Genomic DNA, 20,671 nt, shown 5'->3' with positions numbered 1-20,671 from the left:
AGCAGCCTGGGCTACCGCAGCCCCGCCGACTACGAGACCACACTCGCGGTCTGACCACCACAACGAGGGTGTCCGTCAAAGCGGAGCAAGCTCAGTCGGGGTGCCGGATGAGTCGCGAGTCACCGAATCCATGGGTGAACACCACCGGCCGGCCCTCCGGGTCACCGTAGTCCTCGTATGCAAGGGTGCGGCCGTCGGTGAGTGGCATGGCCCTCATCACGTGCCTCCCGGTGGTCTGCACAGGGGCTCACGAGCAGCTGTCCTACCCGCGGCGCTCCCTCGGGCGTTCAGTCAGCAGGCTGACGGGCCGAAGACGGGCGCTTCCTCACCCCAAGGCTGCCACGACGGGGCGGGACACGCTCGCCCGAGACATGTCCGGAGAACGGCTTGGCCACGGGGCGGTCAAAGGCACGTACCAACGGGAGTGCCGAGCACACAACGAGGGCCCGCCCCGCTCCCCCGGTCGCGGGGTGCGACCTCGTCGGCGGCATGGCGCCTGGGTTGGCACATGTCCGGCGCCCCACGAATATCGCGTTGTGGGTCCGGGAACGCCGCCATAGGGTCACCGGCATGTCTTTGCGTCTTCGTATGCGTCAAGCCCTGCCCGAAGCGATGCGCGCCCGCGACAAGGCCGCGGTGAGTGCCCTGCGCGCAACACTTGCCGCGTTGGACAACGCCGAGGCGGTACCCGTGGACGCGGCCGAGCTCCGCGGCCTGGCTCTTGAACAGGCGCCGCTTGGCGCAGGCGCCACCGAAGCGGCACGGCGTGAGTTGAGCGAGGGTGGCGTGGTGGATGTGGTGCGCGCCGAGGCCGCCGAGCGTCTTGAAGTTGCCGCGCAGTTGACCGCGCCCGCTCATGCTGCCCGGGCGGCGCGACTTCGCGCGGAGGCCGCCGTGTTGCTTGGCTTCCTCGATGGTCCCGGCCCCGCGTAGGACACCGTGCCGTCTCTCGCTTCACCCCGCTGCTCACGATGGGTGCTCCGCTGACCGCGCGCTGCTCGTAGGTGCTGGCCAGGAGCGTCCCGGCCGGCACACCGAAGCGCCCTCTGACCCGTCAGAGGAGGTGCCGGGCGAAGAACCGAGGTGAGTTCTCCCCCTGGAACGCCATGATCCCCGCGTGGTTGTTCAGGGCACGTCCACCGTCAAGTTGGTGCTCGTGGTGCGGAAGCCGAGCTTCTCGTAGAGGCGGTGAGCAGGATTCGCGGCGCTGACCGACAGTGCGATCCGGGCCAGGCCCTGGCCGGCCGCGTCCCGCAGCACCTTGCGTAGGAGGGCTGCGCCGAGCCCGACGTAAGCCGCGTCCGGGTCGCGGAAGACGTCCGCGACCCACGGCAGGCCCTCGCGGTCGGTGACGATCACACCGGCGATGACCCGGTCTGCCTCGTCCACGGTCAGGGCGCTGCAGGCCATCACGGGCCCGAGTACGCGCCCCGACAGCAGGGGTATCAGCTCCGTGGTCAGAGCTTCCTCGTCGCTGACCTCGTAGTGGTCTATGTGCCCGGGAGGAAACGCGGCGCGCCAGGCCGGGAACAGCGCGGTGGCATCACGGTCGCAGTGGACGTGGCGCAGGCCCGTGGCCGGGCTGGACACGTCCCAGGCGGGCGGGGGCGGGGCGGCGGCGAGGTCCCGGCTCATCTCATGGGCGTGGCGGATCATGCGGGCTCCGCGCCGGACGAGTTGGTCGCCCAGTTCCAGCGGGGCGGTGACGGTCCATCCGGACAGTTCGTCAAGAATCAGTTCCGCGGCGGCGGGGCCGGTCACCTCCGTGACCCGAGCCCAAGGGCGGCCCTCACGGACGCCCCAGCGGCAGGTCACCACCGGACGCCCGCCGTCATCGCTCAGGACCTGCCACCTCGGACCGCTTTGAGCCACGCGTGGATTTCCGTTCCTCGGTGGAGCACCGCTCACGACGGGTTCATCATGAGGATTCCGCTTCCGACCGGCAAGGGGATTTTCGCCGGGTCGGCGAGGCTTCCTGGCGATCACTCCGCCTTCCGTGGTCCGCGTCGCGTCATCCATCCGACGTGGCACCGCCGGCCCGGTAGCGGGCCTCGATCCCCGCCATCACCAGGGCGAGGCCTTCCTCGAAGTGCTGGTCGTAGTCCTCGAAGACCTCGGTGCCGGCCGCGGCCGACAGGGGGAAGTCGGCCATCAGTCGGGCCCGTTCTTCGACGTCGTAGCCCTCGCGACGCTCTCCCGGCAGGGGGTGGACGCCCTGCTGTTCGGTCACGAAGCCGAGGGTGTAGAAGAACGCCGTCGTGGTCGCGCGAACGGCCTGGGCCAGCGTGAAGCCCTCCCGCGTGAACAGGTGCAGGGTGCGTTCCATCTCGGCGGCGTGCGGGATGCCGGCGAACCGTGAGCCGCTGAAGACCTTGGCTCCGTCGCGATAGCCCAAGAGTGCCGTGCGCAGCCCACGGTTGACCGTCAGGAGACGCTGCTGCCAGGTGGTTTCGGCACGGTCAGCGAGGCCCTCGACCATGCGGCAGTACATCTCCGTCGCCATCTCGTCGAGCAGTTCCTGTTTGTTCTTGAAATGCCAGTACAGGGCCGGCGCCTTGACGTTCAGCTCGTTGGCGATGGCTCGGAGAGTGAGTCCGTCGAGTCCGAGCTCGTTGAGCAGCCGCAGAGCGGTCACGACAACCTGCTTCTTGTCCAGCTTGGGGGGTCTCTGGGTAGCCACGCTTGACAGTTTAACGCCGTTAAGGCCACTCTCGAAGCCCGGCACTTAACCGCGTTAAGGAGCTCATGTGATGTCAGGACCCACCGGCCGGGCCGAAACCCAAGTGGCAGACGTAGTCATCGTCGGAGCCGGACCAACCGGGCTGACCCTCGCCGTCGATCTTGCCCGCCGAGGGGTGGACGCGCTCCTCGTGGAACGATCCCTCGGGCTGTTCCCCGGATCGCGCGGCAAGGGAATCCAGCCCAGGACGAGGGAGGTGTTCGAAGACCTCGGCGTGCTGGACGCGATCCACTCGGCCGGCAGCCCCTACCCGCCGGGACTGATCTGGCGGGACGGCATCCCCACGGGCGAGCACCAGATGTTCGACCCGGCCCGGGCGAGCGAGGACTCACCGTACGCCGAGCCGTGGATGGTGCCGCAGTGGCGCACCCAGGAGATCCTGCTGGCTCGGCTGGCGGAGATCGGCGGAAGAGTCGACTTCGGAAGGGAGGTCCTCGCCCTCACCCAGGACGAGCAGGGCGTGACCGTGGAGTTCAACAACGGTCCCCGTGGGCGCGCCCGGTACGTGGTCGCCGCCGACGGCGGCCGTTCGACGGTGCGCCGCCTGCTCGGGATCACGATGGCCGGGCAGACCGTCGACCCCATGCCCCTGCTGGTGGCCGACGCCTCGATCACCGGAATCGACCGCGAGCACTGGCACTTCTTCCCACCACGCGGCAGCGAGGACGGCTTCCTCTCCATCTGCCCGCTGGCGGGAACGGCGGAGTTCCAGGTGGTCGCCCAGTTCACCGAAGGCACCCACGTCGACCTCTCGCTCGACGGCATCAGTGAGGTCATCTCCCGCCGCTCACACCTCTTGCGCGACAACGTGACCGAGGTGCGCTGGGCATCGGACTTCCAGCCACGCGCCGCGCTGGCACAGCGCTTTCGCGCCGGGCGGGTCTTCCTCGCCGGAGACGCGGCGCACGTCCACTCCCCCGCCGGCGCCCAGGGACTGAACACCAGCGTCCAGGACGCGTACAACCTGGGCTGGAAGCTCGGGGCGGTGCTGAAGGACGCGGCCCCCGACTCCCTCCTCGACACCTACGAGGAGGAGCGGCTTCCCAACGCCGCCGACATGTTGGGGCTGTCCACCCAGGTCCACCGCGGCGAGGTCCGCCGGGGCGCGGCCACCCAACAGCTCACTCTTGACTACCGGGGCCGCTCCCTCTCGACGGAGACCCGCGAGAACCTCCCGAAGGACGCGCTGCGCGCCGGCGACCGCGCTCCGGACGGCATACTCGACGGCGCGCGCCTCTTCGACGCGTTCCGCGGACCGCATTGGACGCTCCTGAGTGTCGGAGGCGAGGAGGCCGTCCTGCCACCCCTGCCCGATGCCGTCCACACGTTTCGCGTCCCCTGCTACTCCGCTTACGGCACCGGGGTCTTCCTCGTGCGGCCCGACGGCTACGTCGGCTGGGCGGGCAGAACGGCGGCGGGGCTCATGCCGTACGTGAAACGCGTGGGCGTGCGTTGAGTACGCACCCGCGATCGGCGCGTGCAGCGGCTCGCGACGCCCGCCAGGGCACCGCACGGCCGCACCACCCGTGCCCGAACGTGCGGAGTTGGCACCGAGCCCGCTGCCCACGTCAAACACGCCCGCGTGCCGGCACTACTCACCGGACGGGGCGAAGGCGCCGCTCCGCCCATCCGCGAGGCAATTTGTCACCGACGTACAAAAAAGGGCCGCAAGCATCGCGGCCCGACAGCTGAACAAAACGCTGCTCAGAGGGCAACTCCCTTCACCCTCCGAAGATTTCTTCAAGAACGACCAATCCGGATCCGCCCATGCTCCGAAGAGCCGGTCAAGACCCCGGCCATGGGGGTCGCTTCACACCCGGACTACCTGCGGGCCTCGAAAGGTGCAACCGGTGAGGGCCGCGGAACAGGAACGAACGTGATAGCCAAGCGCACCGGCAGCCTCGCGATACTCGCCGCCCTGGTCCTCACCACGGGCCTCTCCTCCCAGGCCGTCGCGGAGGAGGGCAAGGCGTACCAGATCGACCTGGAGCAGCTGAACGACTCGGGATCACGGGGTACCGCGATGCTCAGTCTCCGGGACAACCAGCTGACGGTGCAGATCGAGTCCGAAGGCATGGTTCCCGGTCAGCCTTCCGCCCAGCACCTCCACGGCTCCACCGACGGTCACGACTTCCACTGCCCCGATGCCAGTGACGACACCAACGGCGACGGTCTGCTCAACAACACCGAGGCGACCGTCGACTACGGCGACATCAACATCTCGCTCACCGTCACCGGGGACACCGGAGCGGGAAGCGGCCTGGCCGTGGACCGCATGCCGGTCGCGGACGCCGCGGGGAAACTGTCCTACAGCCGCACGATCACCGTCTCACAGGACGTGGTCGAGCACATCAAGGACCTCCACATCGTGCAGCACGGGATCGACCGCAACGACAACAACGAGTACGACTTCGAGGGTGCCGGGAAGAGCGAACTCGACCCCAAGTTGCCACAGGAGGCCACGGCTCCGACCAACTGCGGGATGGTGATGGGTGCCGCGGTGGGTTCGATTCCGGTGGGTGGCATCGAAACGGGGGGTGACCCCGCGCCGGGGTCGGCGCTGCCGACCGGGGCGATCGGCAGCGCGGCCCTCCTGTGCGTGGTGGCGGCCAGCGCAGCAGCCGTCATGCGGCGGCGCTCCGCGGCCACCACCAGCGCCGTGCGGGGCACCGGGAGCACCGGCGGTGCCGCGTGAGCCGAGCAGACGCCGTCGGCTCGTGGCACGCACCGCTCCGCCGGGGGGCGGCCAGAGCCCTCACCACCACCTCGGCGGCGGTGGCCCTCCTGGTCACCGGATGCGCCTCACCTGACAAGCCGGTCTACTCGGCTCCCCAGGCGCCCCCGGGGCAGAACGCGGCACAGGGACAGAACCCGTCGGAGGGCTCCACCTCGGGGAGCGGTTCCGCGCCGGGCACGCCCGACGGCGGCCTGGCCCGGTCGGCACCTGTTCGGGTCACCATCCCCTCGCTCAGTGTCTCCAGCGCGCTGGAGACACTGAGGCAGCGGAAAGACGGGGCGATGGAGACCCCGAAGGATCCCGATCTGGCGGGCTGGTACGAGCCGGGGCCCACGCCCGGCTCCCTTGGGCCGGCGGTCATCGCCGGCCACGTCACCTGGAACGGCGCGGCGGCGGTCTTCGAGAAGCTCAAGACCATGAAGACCGGTGACACCATCGAAGTCGCCCGCAAGGACGGGAAGACCGCCACGTTCGCCGTGGACCGCGTCGCCGAGTACCCGAAGGCCGCGTTCCCGACACTTGAGGTGTACAAGAACCTCGACTACCCGGGCCTGCGACTGGTCACATGCGGCGGTGACTTCGATGCGGATCGGCACTACTACCCCAACAACGTGGTGGTGTTCGCCCGGATGACGAGCGCAGGGTAGCTGCATGGCACCGTCGACCCGGCAGGCTGCACGCGTGCCCTCGTAGTCGGGTGCCGGATTACCCCGCCGTCCCACAGGACGCGGCTGCCTTCGTGCGCCGACCCGGGGCCCGGAGCGGTCCCGGGGTCCCCCTCGTACAGCAAGGGGTGGGTGGCGACGCCGTATGCCGCCTGCTGCTGCGCTGCACTCCAGCGCCACAGCAGGCGGCACGGCCCGTGCGAGTACACGGGCGGAGCCAGACCCGGCCGGAGGACCTGCTCCGGCGACAGCCGGCTTCACTCAGAGAGTGCGCCCCTCCGTGCGGCTGGTGGAGCGTCGGACCCTCCGTCGCCGTACCTGTCCAAGCCCCACCGCGGACGGTTGCGGTCCCGCCGCCCCCGTGGGGCCGCGTCGGGGCAAGGGATCCCCGGGAAGGCGACGGGGCAGGCGCAGCGGAAAAGCGGATGCGCACGACGGACATGGGTGGCAGGCTCCCTGCATGCCAACCGTCCAGACCTCCCCAGAAGTGTCCATCTCCTACGAGACCTTCGGCGATCCCCGCGATGCGGCCGTCCTTCTGGTGATGGGCTTCAGCGCTCAGATGATCGGCTGGCACGAGGACTTCTGCCGGTCGCTGGCGCAACGCGGCCGGTACGTGATCCGCTACGACAACCGCGACTGCGGGCTGTCCACCAAGTTCGATGCCCACCCCGTCGAGTTGGACCGTTTCATAGACGCCGTGCGCTGCGGTGACTCCGCTTCCGCCCTCGCTATGGCTCCGTACACACTCAAGGACATGGCTGACGACGGGCTCGCGCTGCTCACCGCCCTCGGAATCGAGCGTGCCCACGTGGTCGGGTCCTCGATGGGTGGCATGATCGCCCAGACGATGGCCCTGAGCCGGTCCGCCCGCGTACTGACCCTCACCTCGATGATGTCCTCGACCGGCGAGCCCGAGTACGGCCGGTCCAGCGCCGAGGCCCAGGCAGTGCTCTTCAGCCCGAAACCGTCTGATCGCGAGGGGTACATCGCAGCAGCGGACCGGGAACTGGTGTGGGCTTCCAAGCGGTACGGCAGCCCTGCGGCCCTGCGTGAGCTGGCAGCAGCCAGCTACGACCGCGCCTACTACCCGGCCGGAGTCAGCCGGCAACTCGCGGCAATGATCCTCGACGGCTCACGCGCCGCGGCCCTACGCGAGCTTCGGGTGCCGACCCTGGTGATCCACGGCCTCGACGACACCTTGATCGACCCCAGCGGCGGGGAGCGGACCGCAGAGCTGGTGCCCGGGGCGGAACTCATGCTGGTTCCCGACATGGGCCACGACCGCCCCCGGGAGCTCTGGCCAACGATCATCGACGCCGTGACGGCGCACACGAGCTGAGCGCCACGAGCCCTGCTCCTGCTCCTGCTCCTGCTCCTGCTCCTGCTCCTGCTCCTGCTCCTGCTCCTGCTCCAAGCGGCACCCTGCCAGGACATGTCCCTGCGCACGGGCGCCTCGTCGCGCCTTGGAGTTGCGCAGTGGGCCGCGCCCTCGCCCCACACCCACCCGTGACATGCCTCGCCCGCGGTTATGGCGCGGTCGCCGTTGTGCGCCGTTGGAGGGCGCTTTCCACGCATCGGGGTGAATGCGACGTGTCGCAGCGTTACGCGGACCTTCGCACCGGTTATCCCGCCGGATGTACGTCTGCTGTCCTTCGGGTCACGCACCAGGCGATGACCCGCCAGAGGGGCAGCCCGGTCATCCAGGAGCCGTAGTGTCCACACCCATGCCGTCGAGCTCGTCCGCCGCTCCGTGCGGGGCAGGCTCCAGGCCAGATCCCAAACGCCGAACACTGCACAGTTGTGTGGCGATACTGGCTTGTACGGGCGTCCTCGCCCTGCCCGTCGCCTTGGCGACACCTGCCCAGGCAGCCACGTACGTCCCCTGCGGAAACGTCTCGGCACTGGATGCGGCCATCGTGCAGGGCAACGCCGCCACGAGCACCTTCACCATCGCTCTGGCGCCGGGCTGCACCTACACCCTAGACAGCGCCTTCGCCGGGGACACCGGGCTCACACCGGTGACAGGGGACATCAGGATCGCCGGGTCCCGGTCGACCATCGCTCGCGACGCCGGTGCGGCGACCGAGTTCCGTGTCATGAAGGTCGAGACCGGCGCCACCCTGACTCTGAACAGCATCACCCTGGCCAACGGCAAGATCAACTCAAACGCCGGGGGCGGCATCCTGAACAACGGCACGCTGACTCTCAACGCCAGTAGCGTGCGCGATAGTTCCTCCAACCTCGGCGGTGGCCTGGCGACCGCGGGCCCCCTCCTCACCCTCAACTCCAGCACGGTGCAGAACAACTCCGGCTCTCTCGGTGGCGGTGTGCTGCTCACCGGACCCGGCAGCAAGATGGTCATCAACTCCAGCACCGTGCAGGACAACAGTGCAACGGGGCTTTTCGGTGGGGTCGGCACCGCTGCCCCCGGCAACGAGATCGTCATGCGCTCGACCACGATCAAGAACAACAGTTCGGCGGCGCTGGGAGGCGGGATCGGCGTCGGTGCAGCAAACAACACGGTCACAGCCCGCGGAGGCTCGATTACCGACAACACGGCTAACACCGGCGGCGGATTCGCCATCGGGGTGTCCGCCGCCCAGGTCACGCTGACGGACGTGACCGTCGCCCGCAACGAGGCAACCGGCGGGAACGGCGGGGGAGGCATCTTCAACTCAGCAGCACTCAAGATGACCGGCGGGTCGCTGCGTGACAACGTCGCCGCAGGGCCCGGCGGCGGCCTCAACCACAGCAGCGCGGACTCCGCCACCCTCATCGGCGTCACCGTCAGGGGCAACTCCGCCAGCGACGGCGGTGGCGTCTACCGGACTTCCGGACCGGTCACCGCACTCGGGAGCAGCTTCACCAACAACACCCCGAACAACTGTTCGCCACTGAATACCGTGGCGGGCTGCCGTAACTGAGGCCCTCGACACCTTCCACATCGCCCCTGCCCGCAAGACGAAACCGGACGAGCGACGGAGCCACGCCAGTGGCACCGTCGCTCACCGCATCCACCCTCCTGGCGGGCCGGGCGGGCATACCCCTCTGCTACTGCCAGCGGTACGGCTTGACCCTCGGGTCACGGGAGCAGGTGACCATGGTGCCGTTGGTGGCCTTCAGGGTGCGACCCCGATCCACCTTGGGGCAGAACTGGCCGTCGACCACGGGGTGCCCGTTGGAGGTGCAGGCGTAGCCGAGTTTGCCGTCCGGGCAGGTGGTCTTGGAGTTTTGGGCGGGCCGGGCCGTGGTGCGGACAGGGGTCGGGGTGCGGGTCTTGACCGGGGACGGGGTGGTCGTCGGCCTCGGTTTCGGGGCGCTCCGGGTAGGCGGTCGGTAGGCGGGGTCGTTCTTCTGGTGAAGGTAGCCGTGATGGCTGATCGCGCAATCCCAGGCAGTTTCGGCCAGCTTCAGGACGACCGTGGCGCCCGCGGCGACTCGGACCCCAGAGGCGGGGCTGACCTCGCACACACGCCAGTCGGCGTGATCCTTGGGCAAGGCCACGTCCTTGTGCCGAGCCATGACCCGCACACGTGCGGCGGGTAGCCCCGCCTCGGTGAGCCGGTCACGGATGGCGCCGTAGGCCTCGCCCTCAACTGTCGGCACCACCACGGAGGTCGGCGCCGTGGTGGGGGTCGAAGGAGCACGTCGGGTGCTCGTGTCGGAGGCGGTACCGCCCTCACAACCGGTCAGCAGGAGCGCTCCGAGGGCGGCAGCGGGTGCGAGTACGCGAAAGGCGTGCACGGGCGGGGTGCTCCGTTCCTTCGGGTGCGAGCGAGAAGCCGCAGGGGTGCCGATCGGGAACGCCGCCGCGGGACCGGAGGCTTCGGCACCGCCAGCGACATCGGATGCTCCGTCTTACGCTCAGCACCACCGCGCCCGCAAGACCCGGTGCGAGGTGCTTTCCGGGCCCCGTTCCGGGGAGCGGCGGCGCTGGAAGCCGCTCCCCCTCAGAGCGGGAGCAGTTCAGACGACCCAACCGTTGGTGAGGCCGAGGACCGCGGAGCCGTCGAGGTCGCTGAGCTTGGTGGCCACGAAGCCGCGCGCCCAGTCGGAGGTCTGGATCCGGAAGGCGGGCTCAGGAGCGGTGAGCGCCTCGATCACCGAGTCGGCGACCCCCTCGGCGCTCTGAGCTCCGTCGGAGAACTGCGCGATGGTGCGGTTGAGATAGGCGCTCAGCTGCGGTCCGTAGGAACCGGCTTCGGCGACGGCCCGCTGCGGATCGACGCCGACGTTGGTGACGAACTCGGTGGCTACGGCGCCGGGCTCGACCACGCAGACGGACACACCGTGCGCCGCTGCCACCGGCGCCAGGCTCTCCATGTAGCCCTCCGCGGCGAACTTCGCCGCGCAGTACGCCTCGTTGAAGGGCTGGCCGACCACACCACCGACGCTGGTGATGGTGATCAGTCGACCTCGGGAGGCGCGCAGGTGGGCCATGGCGACCTTGGAGACCTGCACGACGCCGAAGAAGTTGACCTCCATGACCTTGCGCACCTCGGCCACGGACTCGTTCTCCATGGTACCGAGGTGGCCCGCGCCGGCGTTGTTGATGACCGCGTCCAGCTGCCCGTGATCGGCGAGCACGCCTTCGACCGTGGAGACGATCGAGCTTTCGTCGGTGACATCGAGCCGGCGGATATCGAGCTCCACGCCCGCTTCGTCGGCGGCCTTGCGCAGGGCCTCGGATCGGCTCGGGTCGCGCAGGGTGGCCACCGTCTTCCAGCCGGCGCGGGCGGCGGAGACGGCTGTGGCCAGGCCGATGCCGGAGGAGGTTCCGGTGATGAGGACGACCTTGCTGTTCGAGGAGGACATGGGGGGAGCCTTCCGGTTTCGTTGGGCGAATTAAGTGCGTGTACACACACCATAACCTACTTACGTGCGTGTACACGCAAGCTAAGCTGATGACATGCCGAAGAAGAAACTCGAACAGGCGCAGATGCCCACAGCCGACTACGCCTTCTACGGTCTGGTCTGGGCTGGGACCGTGCTGACTGACCGAGTGGACCGGGCGCTGAGCAAGGCGCACGACCTGCCGGTCTCATGGTTTGAGGTTCTGCTCTGGCTCGCGTCCAGCCCGGACCCCGTCCCCGCCTCGGTCCTGGGCAACAGCACCATGCTCAGCCGTAGCCAGGTATCGCGAGTCGTCGATGCCCTCCAGGGCCGTGGCCTCGTCACCCGTACCCCCTCGGCCCGCGACGCCCGCTCTGTGGAGGTCGCCCTCACGCCCGAGGGCCACCGACTCTTCCGAGCCGCCGACGCCACGCGCCGCGAGTGCCTCGCCCCCGTCTTCACGGACCTCCTCAACGAGGAGGACCTGCAAGCGCTCGGCACCGTATGGCACAAGCTCAAGGCGAACAAGGGGGCCTGAAGAGCCCGCTGGTCGAACACGGCACGCGGGGGGTCAGCAGGGCAGCGTCAACCGGAAGGAGGTGCTTCCCGGGCTGCTGGTCACACTGATAGTTCCCCCGTGGGCGGTGACGACCGCGTGGACGATGGCCAGGCCCAAGCCGGTACTGCCGGTGGTACGCGAGCGCGCGTGATCCCCCCGCACGAATCGCCCGAAGACCTCCCCCAGCAGTTCCTCCGGAATCCCGGGCCCGTTGTCGCTCACGGTCACGCTCGCGTGTGTGGGGAGGGTGGACAGGGTGACGGTCACCTCGCTACCGGGCGGGGTGTGGGTCCGCGCGTTGGCCAGGAGGTTGCCGATCGCCTGCTGGAGGCGGTGGGAGTCCCCCACCACCGTGACGGGTTCTTCCGGCAGATCGAGCAGGAATCGATGGTCGGGTCCCGCAGCGCGGGCGTCGTCCGCGCTGTCCAGGATCAGCCGGGTCAGGTCGACGGGTTCACGTTCGAGGGGGCGTCCGGCGTCGAGGCGGGCAAGGAGCAGCAGGTCGTCGACGAGACGGCTCATGCGCTGCGATTCGGCGTCGATGCGCTGCAGGGCGTGCCGGACCTCGTCCGGGACGGGAGCCCGGTTGCGCAGGGCGAGTTCCGCGTGACCTCTGATGTTGGCTACCGGCGTGCGCAGTTCGTGGCTGGCGTCGGCGGCGAAGTGCCGCAGGCGTTCTTCGCTCGCATGCCGCTGGGTCAGGGCATGTTCCACATGGCCGAGCATGTGGTTCAAAGCGGTGCCCACCTGCCCCACCTCGGTTCGAGGGTCGGTGTCGGGTAGGGGTCCGGGCATGGCCACCTCTCCACTGGCCAACGGCAGTGCGGCCACCCGGGCGGCCTGCGCGGTGACACGCTGGAGGGGGCGCAGGGAGATCCGCACCCACAGGACACCAGCAACCCCGGTGGCCACCAGTGCCGCCGTGAACACCACGGTCTCCACGGCCATGAGGCGCTCAAGGGTCTCCTCCACGGCGTGCAGGGGCAGCCCGGTGACCAGGGTGTCGCTGTCCTCGCCGGATACGGCGATGACCCGGTAGGAGCCCAGCTCGGAGAGTTCGAGTGTGTGGCCTCGTCCGTCGACCGGGACGGCTGCCAGAGCATGGCGGTCGTCCGCGGTCAGATCAAGGGGGTGGTCAGTGGCGTCGTCCACGACGGCGGCTTCGGTGACACTCCCGTTCACGATGCGCGCACCGAGGGTGGATTCCGCCTGTCCGCGCGTGTCGGAGCTGTCTTCCTCCGGCGTGCCCCGATGTTCCAGGCTGGCGGCGAACCGTCCGCCCGAGGCGGTGAGCTGCTCGTCCAGACGACCCATCAAGAAGGCGTGCAAGGCGACCACCGTGGTGATGCCCACGGCGAGGCATGCCAGGGCGAGCAACCCGACGAGCCCGGCGGTGAGCTGGCCCCGCAGGGTGCGCGGCCACGGGCGCTTCACGAGGACTCCGGCTTGAGGACGTACCCGACGCCCCGCACCGTGTGGATCATGGGGGTGCGTCCATGGTCGATCTTCTTGCGAAGGTAGCTGATGTAGAGCTCCACGATATGGGCGCGGCCACCGAAGTCGTAGGCCCAGACGCGGTCGAGGATCTGTCCCTTGGACAATACCCGGCGGGGGTTGCGCATCAGGAACCGCAGAAGTTCGAACTCGGTGCGGGACAGGTCGATGGTGCTGCCGCCGCGCCTGACCTCCCTGGCCTCTTCGTCCATCTGGAGGTCACCGACCGTCAGCCAGTTCGTTCCCGACTGGGCCGTCATGCCGGCCCGCCGGAGCAGACCGCGCAGCCGGGCCAGGACCTCTTCGAGGCTGTACGGCTTGGTCACGTAGTCGTCACCGCCGGCAGTGATCCCGACGATGCGGTCTTCGACCGCGTCCCGGGCGGTCAGGAACAACACGCACACGCTGGGTGACTCGTGGCGCAGCGCACGCAGGATCTGCAGGCCGTCGAGGTCGGGCAGCATCCAGTCGAGGACGACCGCGTCGGGTCGGAACACCCCGGCGGTGTCCAAGGCCGTCCGCCCGTCCGAGGCGGTACGGACCTGCCAGCCCTCACCGGTCAGTGCCGCGGCCAGGACATCGGTGACATCGGGTTCGTCGTCGACCACCAGGACCCGTACGGGTTCTCCGTCGGGCCGGTGCAGAAGCGGTGGGGTGCGCAGTTCGTCCATGGTCCCTTCAGGATCTCCCGGGGTGGCCCGGCGCACGCTGCCGGGTAGCTGTGAGTTTCCTCTGAATAGGCGCCCGGTGGCCTCGGACGGCGGGGTTTTCAGAAGGTACGCAAAGGTTCGACGGTGAGGCTGATCCCGTCAGAGCGCCCCTGTTCCCGGAGGAACACACATGTCCACCATGGTCTCGCCCACGCCCTACGCGAGCCGCAGACGGCATCGACGACGACACGGTGCCGTCGTGCCGTTCCTGGTGCTCCTGGTCATCTGGGCAGGTGTCGCCGGGATGCTGGCGATGTGGTGGGCGGACACCCTCGCCGTGGTCGGGCTCGCGGACTGGCTCACGGAAGCCGGACGCATCACGGGACTGCTGGCCGGCTACGCCAGCGCGGTCCTGGTCGGCCTGATGGCCCGAGTACCGCCGTTGGACCACACTGTCGGCACGGACCGCCTGGCGCGCTGGCACGCGTTCGGCGGGCGGTGCACCGTCTCCCTGGTCCTCGCCCACACCTTGCTGATCATCTGGGGCTATTCACTGAGCGCCCACACGGACGTGGTACGCCAGAGCGCCACCTTGGTACTGGACTATCCGGACCTCCTCGCGGGCACTGCCGGATTCGCACTGTTCCTCGCCACCGGAGTCCTCTCGGCGCGTGCGGCACGGCGCAGAGTGAGCTACGAGACCTGGCAGTACCTGCACTTCGCAACGTATGCGGCCGTGTTCCTCGCGTTCGGCCACCAGTTGTCGAACGGCGCCACCTTCGCGGGCAACCTCCCCGCCCAGGTGGGCTGGTACGCGCTGTACCTGGGGGTGGCGGCGCTGGTCGTGTGGTTCCGCTTCGCCCTCCCCGTTCGCCGAGGCCTGCGCCACCGTCTGCGGGTGACCGCGGTGCACCCGGAGGCTCCGGGCGTGGTGTCCGTCCACTTCACCGGGCGGCACCTGGAGGAACTGGGGGGTGAACCAGGTCAGTTCCTGCGTTGGCGCTTCCTTACTCGTGAACTGTGGTGGACGGCGAACCCCTACTCGCTCTCCGCGCCCGCCCGCCCCGACCATCTGCGCATCACGGTGAAGGCGGCCGGCAGCCACAGCGCCGCCCTGGCCGGCCTCACCCCTGGCACCCCAGTCTGGGCGGAGGGTCCGTACGGCGGGTTCACCGCACGGCGACGTACCCGTACGAAGGTCCTGCTGGTGGCCGGCGGCGTCGGTATCACCCCGCTCCGGGCGCTTTTCGAGACGCTGCCCGGCCAGGTGACCTTGGTCTACCGGGCCCATGGCGTGGAGGACCTGGCGCTGCGGGCCGAGATCGACGCCATCGCAGCCCGCCGGCATGCCACCGTCCACTATGTCGTGGACCAAGCGGGCGCACCATCCACGCTGTTCACCGCGGAATGCCTCAGCAACCTGATACCCGATCTGGCCGGACACGACGTCTACCTCTGCGGCCCGCCCGGAATGACGCAGGCGGCCCATCGTGCGCTGCGCCGAGCGGGTGTCCCCCGGCGCCGGGTCCACCACGAGTCCTACACCTTCTGAGGAGCCCCCATGCGTAGAGCCGTCCTCGCCACTACCGGGATCAGCATGCTGGTCGTGGCCCTTCTCTCCCTCAAACCGCACCAGCCGCTCACCCTTGCCAACTCTGCCCCGCGCCCTTCCAACTCGTCATCCAGCCAGGCCACGACGGGCTCCTCAGGGGGCACAACACCTCGGAACGGGACGTTCACCGGGGACCCCGTGGACACCAAGTACGGGACGGTGCAGGTGGCCGTCACCATCTCCCAGGCAAGGATCACCAGCGTGCGGGTGCTGCAGGCCCCGGACCGAAACGGCCGGGACCGGCAGATCTCCTCCTACGCGCTGCCCCAACTGACCCGGAAGGCGATCGGAGCCCAAAGTGCACAGATCGATGCCGTATCAGGGGCCAGCTACACCAGCCAGGGCTACGTACAGTCCCTGCAGAGTGCACTGGACCAGGCCCATGTCTGACGTCGGGCAAGGGCTTAGGCACGTGGAACACGTGATGGGGACGGTCTTCTCCTTCGACATCCGGGACAAGCCGACCTCCGCGATCCGTGATGCGCTGCGTGCGGCAGTACGTCGCCTGCACGACGTGGACGCCGTCTTCTCCACGTACCGGTCGGACAGCCACATCAGCCGGCTCGACCGGGGTGAGATACGCCTCGCCGACTGCCCGCCTGAGGTGGACGAGGTGCTGTCCCTGTGCGCCCAGGTCACGCACCTCAGCGAGGGTTGGTTCAGCATCGTTCCCGGCGAGGTCCTCGATCCCTCGGGGCTGGTCAAGGGATGGGCCACCGAGGCGGCTTCCCAGTTGCTCTACGAGGCAGGCGCACAGCACACCTGCGTCAACGGTGGGGGTGACCTCCAGATCCGTGGATCGGCCGCACCCGGCGTGCCCTGGCGGGTCGGCATCGCTGATCCGCTGCGACCCGGCGCACTGGCCACCGTCATCACCACCCGGCACGACCTTGCCGTCGCCACCTCCGGGATCACCGAACGCGGGTCCCACATCATCGACCCGCACGGTGGCGCGCCCGCGACCGGGCTCGTCTCCCTCACCCTCATCGGACCCCGGCTGACCCTGACCGATGCTTTCGCCACCGCTGCCTTCGCCAGGGGACCGGGCGCGCGAGACTGGCTGGAGACGCTGGACGGGTACGAGGCGCTCGCCGTCCTGCCGGACGGCAGTACGTGGCGGACGACGGGGTTCAGCCAGCACGGAACCTGAGGTGGCCGCCCGCGCCGCGGCCACCTCAGCCGTGCCGGGTCGGTGTGTTCCACCACCGCAGGACGGAGCGACCGTGTCCATCACGCGACGGGTCAACCCAGACGGCGCAGGGGACTTCCGGCCAGGAAGGCCACGATGTTCTCGACGGCCTGGCCGTAGTAGCTCTCGTAGTTGGCACGTGAGACGTAGCCCAGGTGGGGCGTGGCCAGAAGCCGTGGCGCCGTGCGCATCGGATGGCCGGCCGGGAGCGGCTCGATATCGAAGACGTCGACAGCCGCTCCGGCGATCGCACCCGTGTGCAGGGCGTGTAGGAGCGCGCCCTGGTCGACGATGGCTGCCCGGGAAGTGTTGACCAGATAGCTGGAGGAGCGCATCAGCGTGAACTCGTCGGCGCCCACCAGGCCTCGGGTACGGTCGCCGAGCGCGAGGTGGATGGAGACGAAGTCGCAGCATCCCAGGAGCTCTTCCTTGGATGCGGCACGGCCCACACCGACCTCTTCGGCTCGCGCCTGGGTCAGGTTCTGACTCCACGCCAGGACCTCCATGCCGAAGGCCAGGCCCACCTGGGCCACCCTGCTCCCGATCTTTCCGAGACCGAGGAGGCCAAGACGGCGTCCGTACAGATCGGCACCGAGGCCGGTCTGCCAGCGTCCTCCGCCGCGGAGCGCTTGGGACTCGGGCACGATCCCCCTTGCGAGGCCCAGAAGTAGCGCCCAGGTCAACTCCACTGGCGCGGTGGAAGAACTCGTGGTGCCGCATACCGCGATGCCCTGGCGTTTCGCGGCATCGAAGTCGATGACGGAATTGCGCATCCCGGAGGCGACGAGCAACCTCAGCCTGGGCAGTCGGGCGAGCAGGCTGGCGGGGAAGGCAACCCGTTCCCGGAGGGTGACCACGATGTCGAAGTCGGCCAGCGCCAAGGCACGCTCTTCTTCGGTGGCAAGGTGCTCGTGGAAGGTGACGACCTCCACCTCGTCCTTGAGGCTGGACCAGTCTGCGACGGAGAGGGCAACGCACTGGTAGTCGTCGAGCACGGCGCAGCGGAGTGTCATATCAGCTTCCCCCATGGGCGGTTCTATCACTTGCCCCGTGCATCACGGGCCGAAGGAACGGTGTACCTACCCCCGGTGTGCTCGTCGGGAGCACGGCTGGCAGCCTGCAGACTAGATCATCCCGTTGAGCCGTCGCCGGCCGTGGAAGGGAGTCGGCGGGCCGAGGAGTACGCCCGCGTTCGACGCCGAAGCATTCGGGCGACACCACGCCGTCGAGCGGTGCGCCGCCCGGCTCCAGCAGTGCGGTCTTGGGGTACGGACGGACAGTCTCGCCAACGCACACGGGGCCGCACCGCGCCTCTGAAGAGGACGGCCCGGGTCGAATAGCCCACCGACCCGGGCCGACTTGCTGGCCGATCCCAAGGAAAAGGAAGGGGACGGTCAGGAAACGGACCTACGCCTGCTGGCCTGCCGGGGCGGCTGGTGGGCGCCGCGTCACGCTTTCGTTCACGACCCGGGCGTCTCGGCGCCGGCGGGGAAATGAGGCCAGGTAACACCCCACGCTGAACAGCAGGATGGACACACTGATGCCCACGAGGAGCAGCCCGAGGGGGCCCAGACCTGAAAGGGTTCGCATCATGCCCATGCCGCCGTTCGGGAGGTGTACGAGCGCCAGAGGGAGGAACCCATCCAGTAGGTGCGGATCAGCTGGAACACCAACTCGGGGATCAGGAGGCCACAGACCAGCATGGCCTTCCAACCAAGTGGGACCACCCTGAGCGCCGAGAACACCGACCACACGAGCAGCAGGCCCAACCACAGGGGATCGCTGACCAGTTGCCCCTGCTGCACGGACTGGGCCACCCACACCCCAAGCCAGCCCAGACTGTACGAGAAGCCTAGGAGACCCAGGACGTACTGGACGATGGACAGTCTCGTATGGGGCGTCCAGCCGCGTTGACGCATGATGTCCAGGGTCCCGCGCACCCAGCGCTCCCGCTGCTTCACCAGGTCCCGTAGCCGGGGCATCAAGTCGGTGTACGCCACGCAGTACTGGTTGGCAGTCACCGACCAGCCGGCCTCCTTGAGGGCCAACGTGGTCTCGTAGTCCTCCACCAGGTTGCCGCTGTGCTGCCAGAACACCTCATCACGGGCATCGACCAACTCCTGGAGCGCGGCCGTTCGGTAGAACGATCCAGCGCCAGCCATGGTGTGCACGGTGCTACGCGATCGCGTATAGGCGTACCGCCCGTACTCGATGATCTGCATGCCGGCCAGATACCGCTGCCAGGCCGTCCGCCAGAGACCGCGTCTGCCGTAGCACGTGGCGCTCACTCCACCGAGTCGCGGGTCCGAGTCCATCACCAGCTTGGCACGTGCGATGAACTCGGGGTGCAAGGTGGTGTCCGCATCCATTACGAGGACGTATCGGGCGGCCCGGGCAAGCCCACCGGAGCCCGCCGCAAGCTGGGCGAAGCCGTGGTTGAGCGCTCCGGCCTTCTTGTGCGGGTTGTCCGGCAGGCACTCCACTTGAGTGCGGGGCACTCCGGGTTGGGCCGCGAATTCACGTGCGATGCGCTCGGTGTCGTCGGTGGAGTTGTTGACGACGACCACGATCAGGTCGGGGCGGTGACTCTGGGCGGCCACGGACTCCAGAGAGGTCCGTATCTCGGCTTCCTCGTTGCGGGCGGGGATCACGACGACAGTGTCATGGACCGCTTCGCGATGTGCGTTCAGCAACGGTGCCGACAACGCATGGGCAGTGGTGAATTGGGGTGTTTCCGCGGCAGCAGACGCGCCAGCGGGGGCGGGCGTCCGGGAAGTGAGCAGGGCGGTCCCTGTCTCAGCCATGAGGGGTCTCCAGTCGGGCATGGATCGAAAAGTCCAGCACACGACGCTGTGTACCTGGTTCACCTGGCAGCACTCATGATCACATGGCCGATGGTGCTGGCGGCCGGCGGTACCGGCATACGGACGGGTAAACCCCGTGGAACTTTTGGTGCATCAACTCCGATGATTGCTTGCGCACATGCCCAAGACGTCGACTTTGAGCCAACGCCCCGGGGACGGCGAGGGATCCCCCAGGGGTCGCGTGGGCGACTGCTTCAGCACCCACTCACCCGGGATGCGGGGCGGGCATCGCGGCCGAACGGTGACCGTGGACTCCCTCCCACCCCACCCGGCAACCAATCTGATTCCGACGGCGGAAGTCCCCCGGGACAGCCCTCCGTTTCCACTGACGAACAGCTGCACCTTCCTGCTGGCCGCAGAGCCAGGACCTCGCCACGTATGGTTAGGTTTCATGCGAAATTGGATGTTTGGCGGCATTTACGGCACAGTCCTGGCGAGTGCTCTGCTCGCGGCCCTACAGAACGAAGGAGAACGTTTCACACCGGAATACGATGCTGCCTGGATCCTGGTCACGGCAGTGGCGTCAGGACTGGTGCACGGGTACGCACATCACATGTCGACCCATCACACGGGGAGCGCGTCGGTCCGCTGGCGGCGTCTGGGACGGGCACTCGCCGAGGAGTGGCCCCTGGTCGTCGCGTGCACGCCCACCGTGGCGCTACTGCTGATCGCAGGGGTCAACGAATGGAGCCAGGGGTCGGTCACGACGTTCGGGCTGATCATGAACGCCCTCCTTCTCGGCACCTGGGGCACGCTGGCCGCACTCAAGTCGGGCTACCGGCGAGGTTCGGCAGTGCTCGTCGGCGCCGCCGACGCGGCAATCGGCCTCGCCATCGCGATCGCCAACGCACTCATCAAATAGGACGGGACACCAAGGGTCTGGGGGAAGCCAGGCCCGCCGGCCCACATACGACCGCCCATGCCGGCGGGTCCCCACCGCGCGGGCCTTCAGGGCGAACCGTGAAGCCGTACGTGCCCTCCGGTTCGCCCTGAAGGCGGGCGCGGTAGCGGGGGCCACAACTGCCGATCACGGTTCCCCACGACGCTTCGGTATTCTGGTCCCCGGCACAATCGCAGCGCTCACCACGGCCACCGCGGCCGTACTCGGTGGGTCCGCGAGGGGCGGTCATCGGCATCGAAGGCGGCGATCCCCCCGATCTCACCGGACCGAACCCGTTCACACCGGGACTCTCCACCGCAGGCGACGGGATGACGGAAACGATGGGCACGGACCGGCTTTCGGAGGTTCTGGACGCGACCTACAGCTGTCTGGCCAGGTACGGGGTACGACGAACCACCATGGACGACATCGCCGCGACCATGGG

General features: G+C 68.7%; 20 protein-coding genes. 11 read left to right on the top strand and 9 right to left on the bottom strand.

Annotated features, from left to right (window positions below; translation table 11 throughout):
• Positions 1–91 precede the first annotated feature (91 nt).
• The gene (locus tag ACFYMC_RS28280; protein ID WP_388530520.1) at positions 92–217 is read right to left on the bottom strand and encodes an alpha/beta fold hydrolase; all 126 of its coding nucleotides are present in this window, start codon (positions 215–217) and stop codon (positions 92–94) included.
• Between the two features lie 395 nt (positions 218–612).
• Here ACFYMC_RS28280 and ACFYMC_RS28275 point away from each other — a divergent pair, with 395 nt between their 5' ends.
• The gene (locus ACFYMC_RS28275) at positions 613–933 is read left to right on the top strand and encodes a hypothetical protein (protein ID WP_388530526.1); all 321 of its coding nucleotides are present in this window, start codon (positions 613–615) and stop codon (positions 931–933) included.
• Between the two features lie 192 nt (positions 934–1,125).
• On the opposite strand, the gene ACFYMC_RS28270 is transcribed toward ACFYMC_RS28275, so the two are convergent.
• The gene (locus tag ACFYMC_RS28270; RefSeq protein ID WP_388530517.1) at positions 1,126–1,872 is read right to left on the bottom strand and encodes a GNAT family N-acetyltransferase; all 747 of its coding nucleotides are present in this window, start codon (positions 1,870–1,872) and stop codon (positions 1,126–1,128) included.
• 139 nt (positions 1,873–2,011) lie between these two features.
• The gene (locus tag ACFYMC_RS28265) at positions 2,012–2,680 is read right to left on the bottom strand and encodes a TetR/AcrR family transcriptional regulator (RefSeq protein ID WP_388530514.1); all 669 of its coding nucleotides are present in this window, start codon (positions 2,678–2,680) and stop codon (positions 2,012–2,014) included.
• Positions 2,681–2,750: 70 nt separating this feature from the next.
• On the opposite strand from ACFYMC_RS28265, the gene ACFYMC_RS28260 reads away from it, so the two are divergent.
• The 5 genes from ACFYMC_RS28260 to ACFYMC_RS28240 all read left to right on the top strand — a co-directional run bounded on the left by ACFYMC_RS28260 (position 2,751) and on the right by ACFYMC_RS28240 (position 9,069).
• A complete protein-coding gene (locus ACFYMC_RS28260; protein ID WP_388530511.1) occupies positions 2,751–4,196 on the top strand; it encodes an FAD-dependent oxidoreductase in 1,446 nt (481 codons plus the stop codon).
• 420 nt (positions 4,197–4,616) lie between these two features.
• On the top strand, positions 4,617–5,435 hold the full coding sequence (locus tag ACFYMC_RS28255; protein ID WP_388530508.1) for a hypothetical protein: 819 nt from the start codon (positions 4,617–4,619) through the stop codon (positions 5,433–5,435).
• Positions 5,432–6,124 carry a class F sortase gene (locus tag ACFYMC_RS28250; RefSeq protein ID WP_388530505.1) on the top strand — a complete coding sequence of 231 codons (693 nt, stop codon included), beginning with the start codon at positions 5,432–5,434 and terminating at the stop codon, positions 6,122–6,124. Before ACFYMC_RS28255 ends, ACFYMC_RS28250 begins: the two co-directional genes overlap by 4 nt.
• A 478-nt stretch (positions 6,125–6,602) precedes the next feature.
• Positions 6,603–7,484 carry an alpha/beta fold hydrolase gene (locus tag ACFYMC_RS28245; protein WP_388530502.1) on the top strand — a complete coding sequence of 294 codons (882 nt, stop codon included), beginning with the start codon at positions 6,603–6,605 and terminating at the stop codon, positions 7,482–7,484.
• 463 nt (positions 7,485–7,947) lie between these two features.
• Positions 7,948–9,069, top strand: a complete 1,122-nt coding sequence (locus tag ACFYMC_RS28240) for a hypothetical protein (RefSeq protein ID WP_388530500.1) — start codon at positions 7,948–7,950, stop codon at positions 9,067–9,069.
• A gap of 127 nt (positions 9,070–9,196) precedes the next feature.
• Here ACFYMC_RS28240 and ACFYMC_RS28235 read toward each other — a convergent pair whose 3' ends face one another.
• Positions 9,197–9,889, bottom strand: a complete 693-nt coding sequence (locus tag ACFYMC_RS28235; protein ID WP_388530497.1) for a PASTA domain-containing protein — start codon at positions 9,887–9,889, stop codon at positions 9,197–9,199.
• Between the two features lie 222 nt (positions 9,890–10,111).
• Entirely contained in the window at positions 10,112–10,960 is an 849-nt protein-coding gene (locus ACFYMC_RS28230) for an SDR family oxidoreductase (RefSeq protein ID WP_388530494.1), read from the bottom strand.
• 94 nt (positions 10,961–11,054) lie between these two features.
• Between ACFYMC_RS28230 and ACFYMC_RS28225 the strand changes: the two genes are divergently transcribed.
• Positions 11,055–11,516 (top strand): MarR family winged helix-turn-helix transcriptional regulator, encoded by a 462-nt coding sequence (locus ACFYMC_RS28225; RefSeq protein WP_388530491.1) that lies wholly within the window; start codon positions 11,055–11,057, stop codon positions 11,514–11,516.
• A 33-nt stretch (positions 11,517–11,549) separates the two neighbouring features.
• Here ACFYMC_RS28225 and ACFYMC_RS28220 read toward each other — a convergent pair whose 3' ends face one another.
• Positions 11,550–12,971 (bottom strand): ATP-binding protein, encoded by a 1,422-nt coding sequence (locus tag ACFYMC_RS28220; protein ID WP_388530488.1) that lies wholly within the window; start codon positions 12,969–12,971, stop codon positions 11,550–11,552.
• The gene (locus ACFYMC_RS28215; protein WP_388530485.1) at positions 12,968–13,702 is read right to left on the bottom strand and encodes a response regulator transcription factor; all 735 of its coding nucleotides are present in this window, start codon (positions 13,700–13,702) and stop codon (positions 12,968–12,970) included. The genes ACFYMC_RS28220 and ACFYMC_RS28215 overlap by 4 nt, the downstream gene beginning before the upstream one ends.
• Positions 13,703–13,880: 178 nt before the next feature.
• Here ACFYMC_RS28215 and ACFYMC_RS28210 point away from each other — a divergent pair, with 178 nt between their 5' ends.
• The 3 genes from ACFYMC_RS28210 to ACFYMC_RS28200 are packed head-to-tail and all read left to right on the top strand — an operon-like array spanning position 13,881 to position 16,443.
• Positions 13,881–15,233 (top strand): ferric reductase-like transmembrane domain-containing protein, encoded by a 1,353-nt coding sequence (locus tag ACFYMC_RS28210; RefSeq protein WP_388530523.1) that lies wholly within the window; start codon positions 13,881–13,883, stop codon positions 15,231–15,233.
• Between the two features lie 9 nt (positions 15,234–15,242).
• A complete protein-coding gene (locus tag ACFYMC_RS28205) occupies positions 15,243–15,683 on the top strand; it encodes an FMN-binding protein (RefSeq protein WP_388530482.1) in 441 nt (146 codons plus the stop codon).
• Positions 15,676–16,443, top strand: a complete 768-nt coding sequence (locus ACFYMC_RS28200) for an FAD:protein FMN transferase (protein WP_388530479.1) — start codon at positions 15,676–15,678, stop codon at positions 16,441–16,443. Before ACFYMC_RS28205 ends, ACFYMC_RS28200 begins: the two co-directional genes overlap by 8 nt.
• Positions 16,444–16,535: 92 nt before the next feature.
• On the opposite strand, the gene ACFYMC_RS28195 is transcribed toward ACFYMC_RS28200, so the two are convergent.
• A complete protein-coding gene (locus tag ACFYMC_RS28195; protein WP_388530476.1) occupies positions 16,536–17,495 on the bottom strand; it encodes a D-2-hydroxyacid dehydrogenase family protein in 960 nt (319 codons plus the stop codon).
• 576 nt (positions 17,496–18,071) lie between these two features.
• Positions 18,072–19,133 (bottom strand): glycosyltransferase family 2 protein, encoded by a 1,062-nt coding sequence (locus tag ACFYMC_RS28190; RefSeq protein ID WP_388530473.1) that lies wholly within the window; start codon positions 19,131–19,133, stop codon positions 18,072–18,074.
• A gap of 604 nt (positions 19,134–19,737) precedes the next feature.
• Here ACFYMC_RS28190 and ACFYMC_RS28185 point away from each other — a divergent pair.
• On the top strand, positions 19,738–20,208 hold the full coding sequence (locus tag ACFYMC_RS28185; protein ID WP_388530470.1) for a hypothetical protein: 471 nt from the start codon (positions 19,738–19,740) through the stop codon (positions 20,206–20,208).
• Positions 20,209–20,671: the final 463 nt, after the last annotated feature.

The sequence above is a fragment of the Streptomyces sp. NPDC006879 genome (genome assembly GCF_042869595.1).
Classification (GTDB): Bacteria; Actinomycetota; Actinomycetes; order Streptomycetales; family Streptomycetaceae; genus Streptomyces.
Note: the sequence above shows the minus strand (reverse complement) of the source record. Positions and strands in the feature narration are given on the sequence as shown.

What these genes read in the sequence shown, in the direction of transcription:
- ACFYMC_RS28225 (WP_388530491.1), top strand. Translation starts at nt 11,055, where the DNA reads ATGCCGAAGAAGAAACTCGAACAGGCGCAGATGCCCACAGCCGACTAC.
- ACFYMC_RS28245 (WP_388530502.1), top strand. Translation starts at nt 6,603, where the DNA reads ATGCCAACCGTCCAGACCTCCCCAGAAGTGTCCATCTCCTACGAGACC.
- ACFYMC_RS28195 (WP_388530476.1), bottom strand. Translation starts at nt 17,495, where the DNA reads ATGACACTCCGCTGCGCCGTGCTCGACGACTACCAGTGCGTTGCCCTC.
- ACFYMC_RS28200 (WP_388530479.1), top strand. Translation starts at nt 15,676, where the DNA reads ATGTCTGACGTCGGGCAAGGGCTTAGGCACGTGGAACACGTGATGGGG.
- ACFYMC_RS28280 (WP_388530520.1), bottom strand. Translation starts at nt 217, where the DNA reads ATGAGGGCCATGCCACTCACCGACGGCCGCACCCTTGCATACGAGGAC.
- ACFYMC_RS28205 (WP_388530482.1), top strand. Translation starts at nt 15,243, where the DNA reads ATGCGTAGAGCCGTCCTCGCCACTACCGGGATCAGCATGCTGGTCGTG.
- ACFYMC_RS28260 (WP_388530511.1), top strand. Translation starts at nt 2,751, where the DNA reads ATGTCAGGACCCACCGGCCGGGCCGAAACCCAAGTGGCAGACGTAGTC.
- ACFYMC_RS28210 (WP_388530523.1), top strand. Translation starts at nt 13,881, where the DNA reads ATGGTCTCGCCCACGCCCTACGCGAGCCGCAGACGGCATCGACGACGA.
- ACFYMC_RS28185 (WP_388530470.1), top strand. Translation starts at nt 19,738, where the DNA reads ATGCGAAATTGGATGTTTGGCGGCATTTACGGCACAGTCCTGGCGAGT.
- ACFYMC_RS28215 (WP_388530485.1), bottom strand. Translation starts at nt 13,702, where the DNA reads ATGGACGAACTGCGCACCCCACCGCTTCTGCACCGGCCCGACGGAGAA.
- ACFYMC_RS28230 (WP_388530494.1), bottom strand. Translation starts at nt 10,960, where the DNA reads ATGTCCTCCTCGAACAGCAAGGTCGTCCTCATCACCGGAACCTCCTCC.
- ACFYMC_RS28275 (WP_388530526.1), top strand. Translation starts at nt 613, where the DNA reads ATGCGCGCCCGCGACAAGGCCGCGGTGAGTGCCCTGCGCGCAACACTT.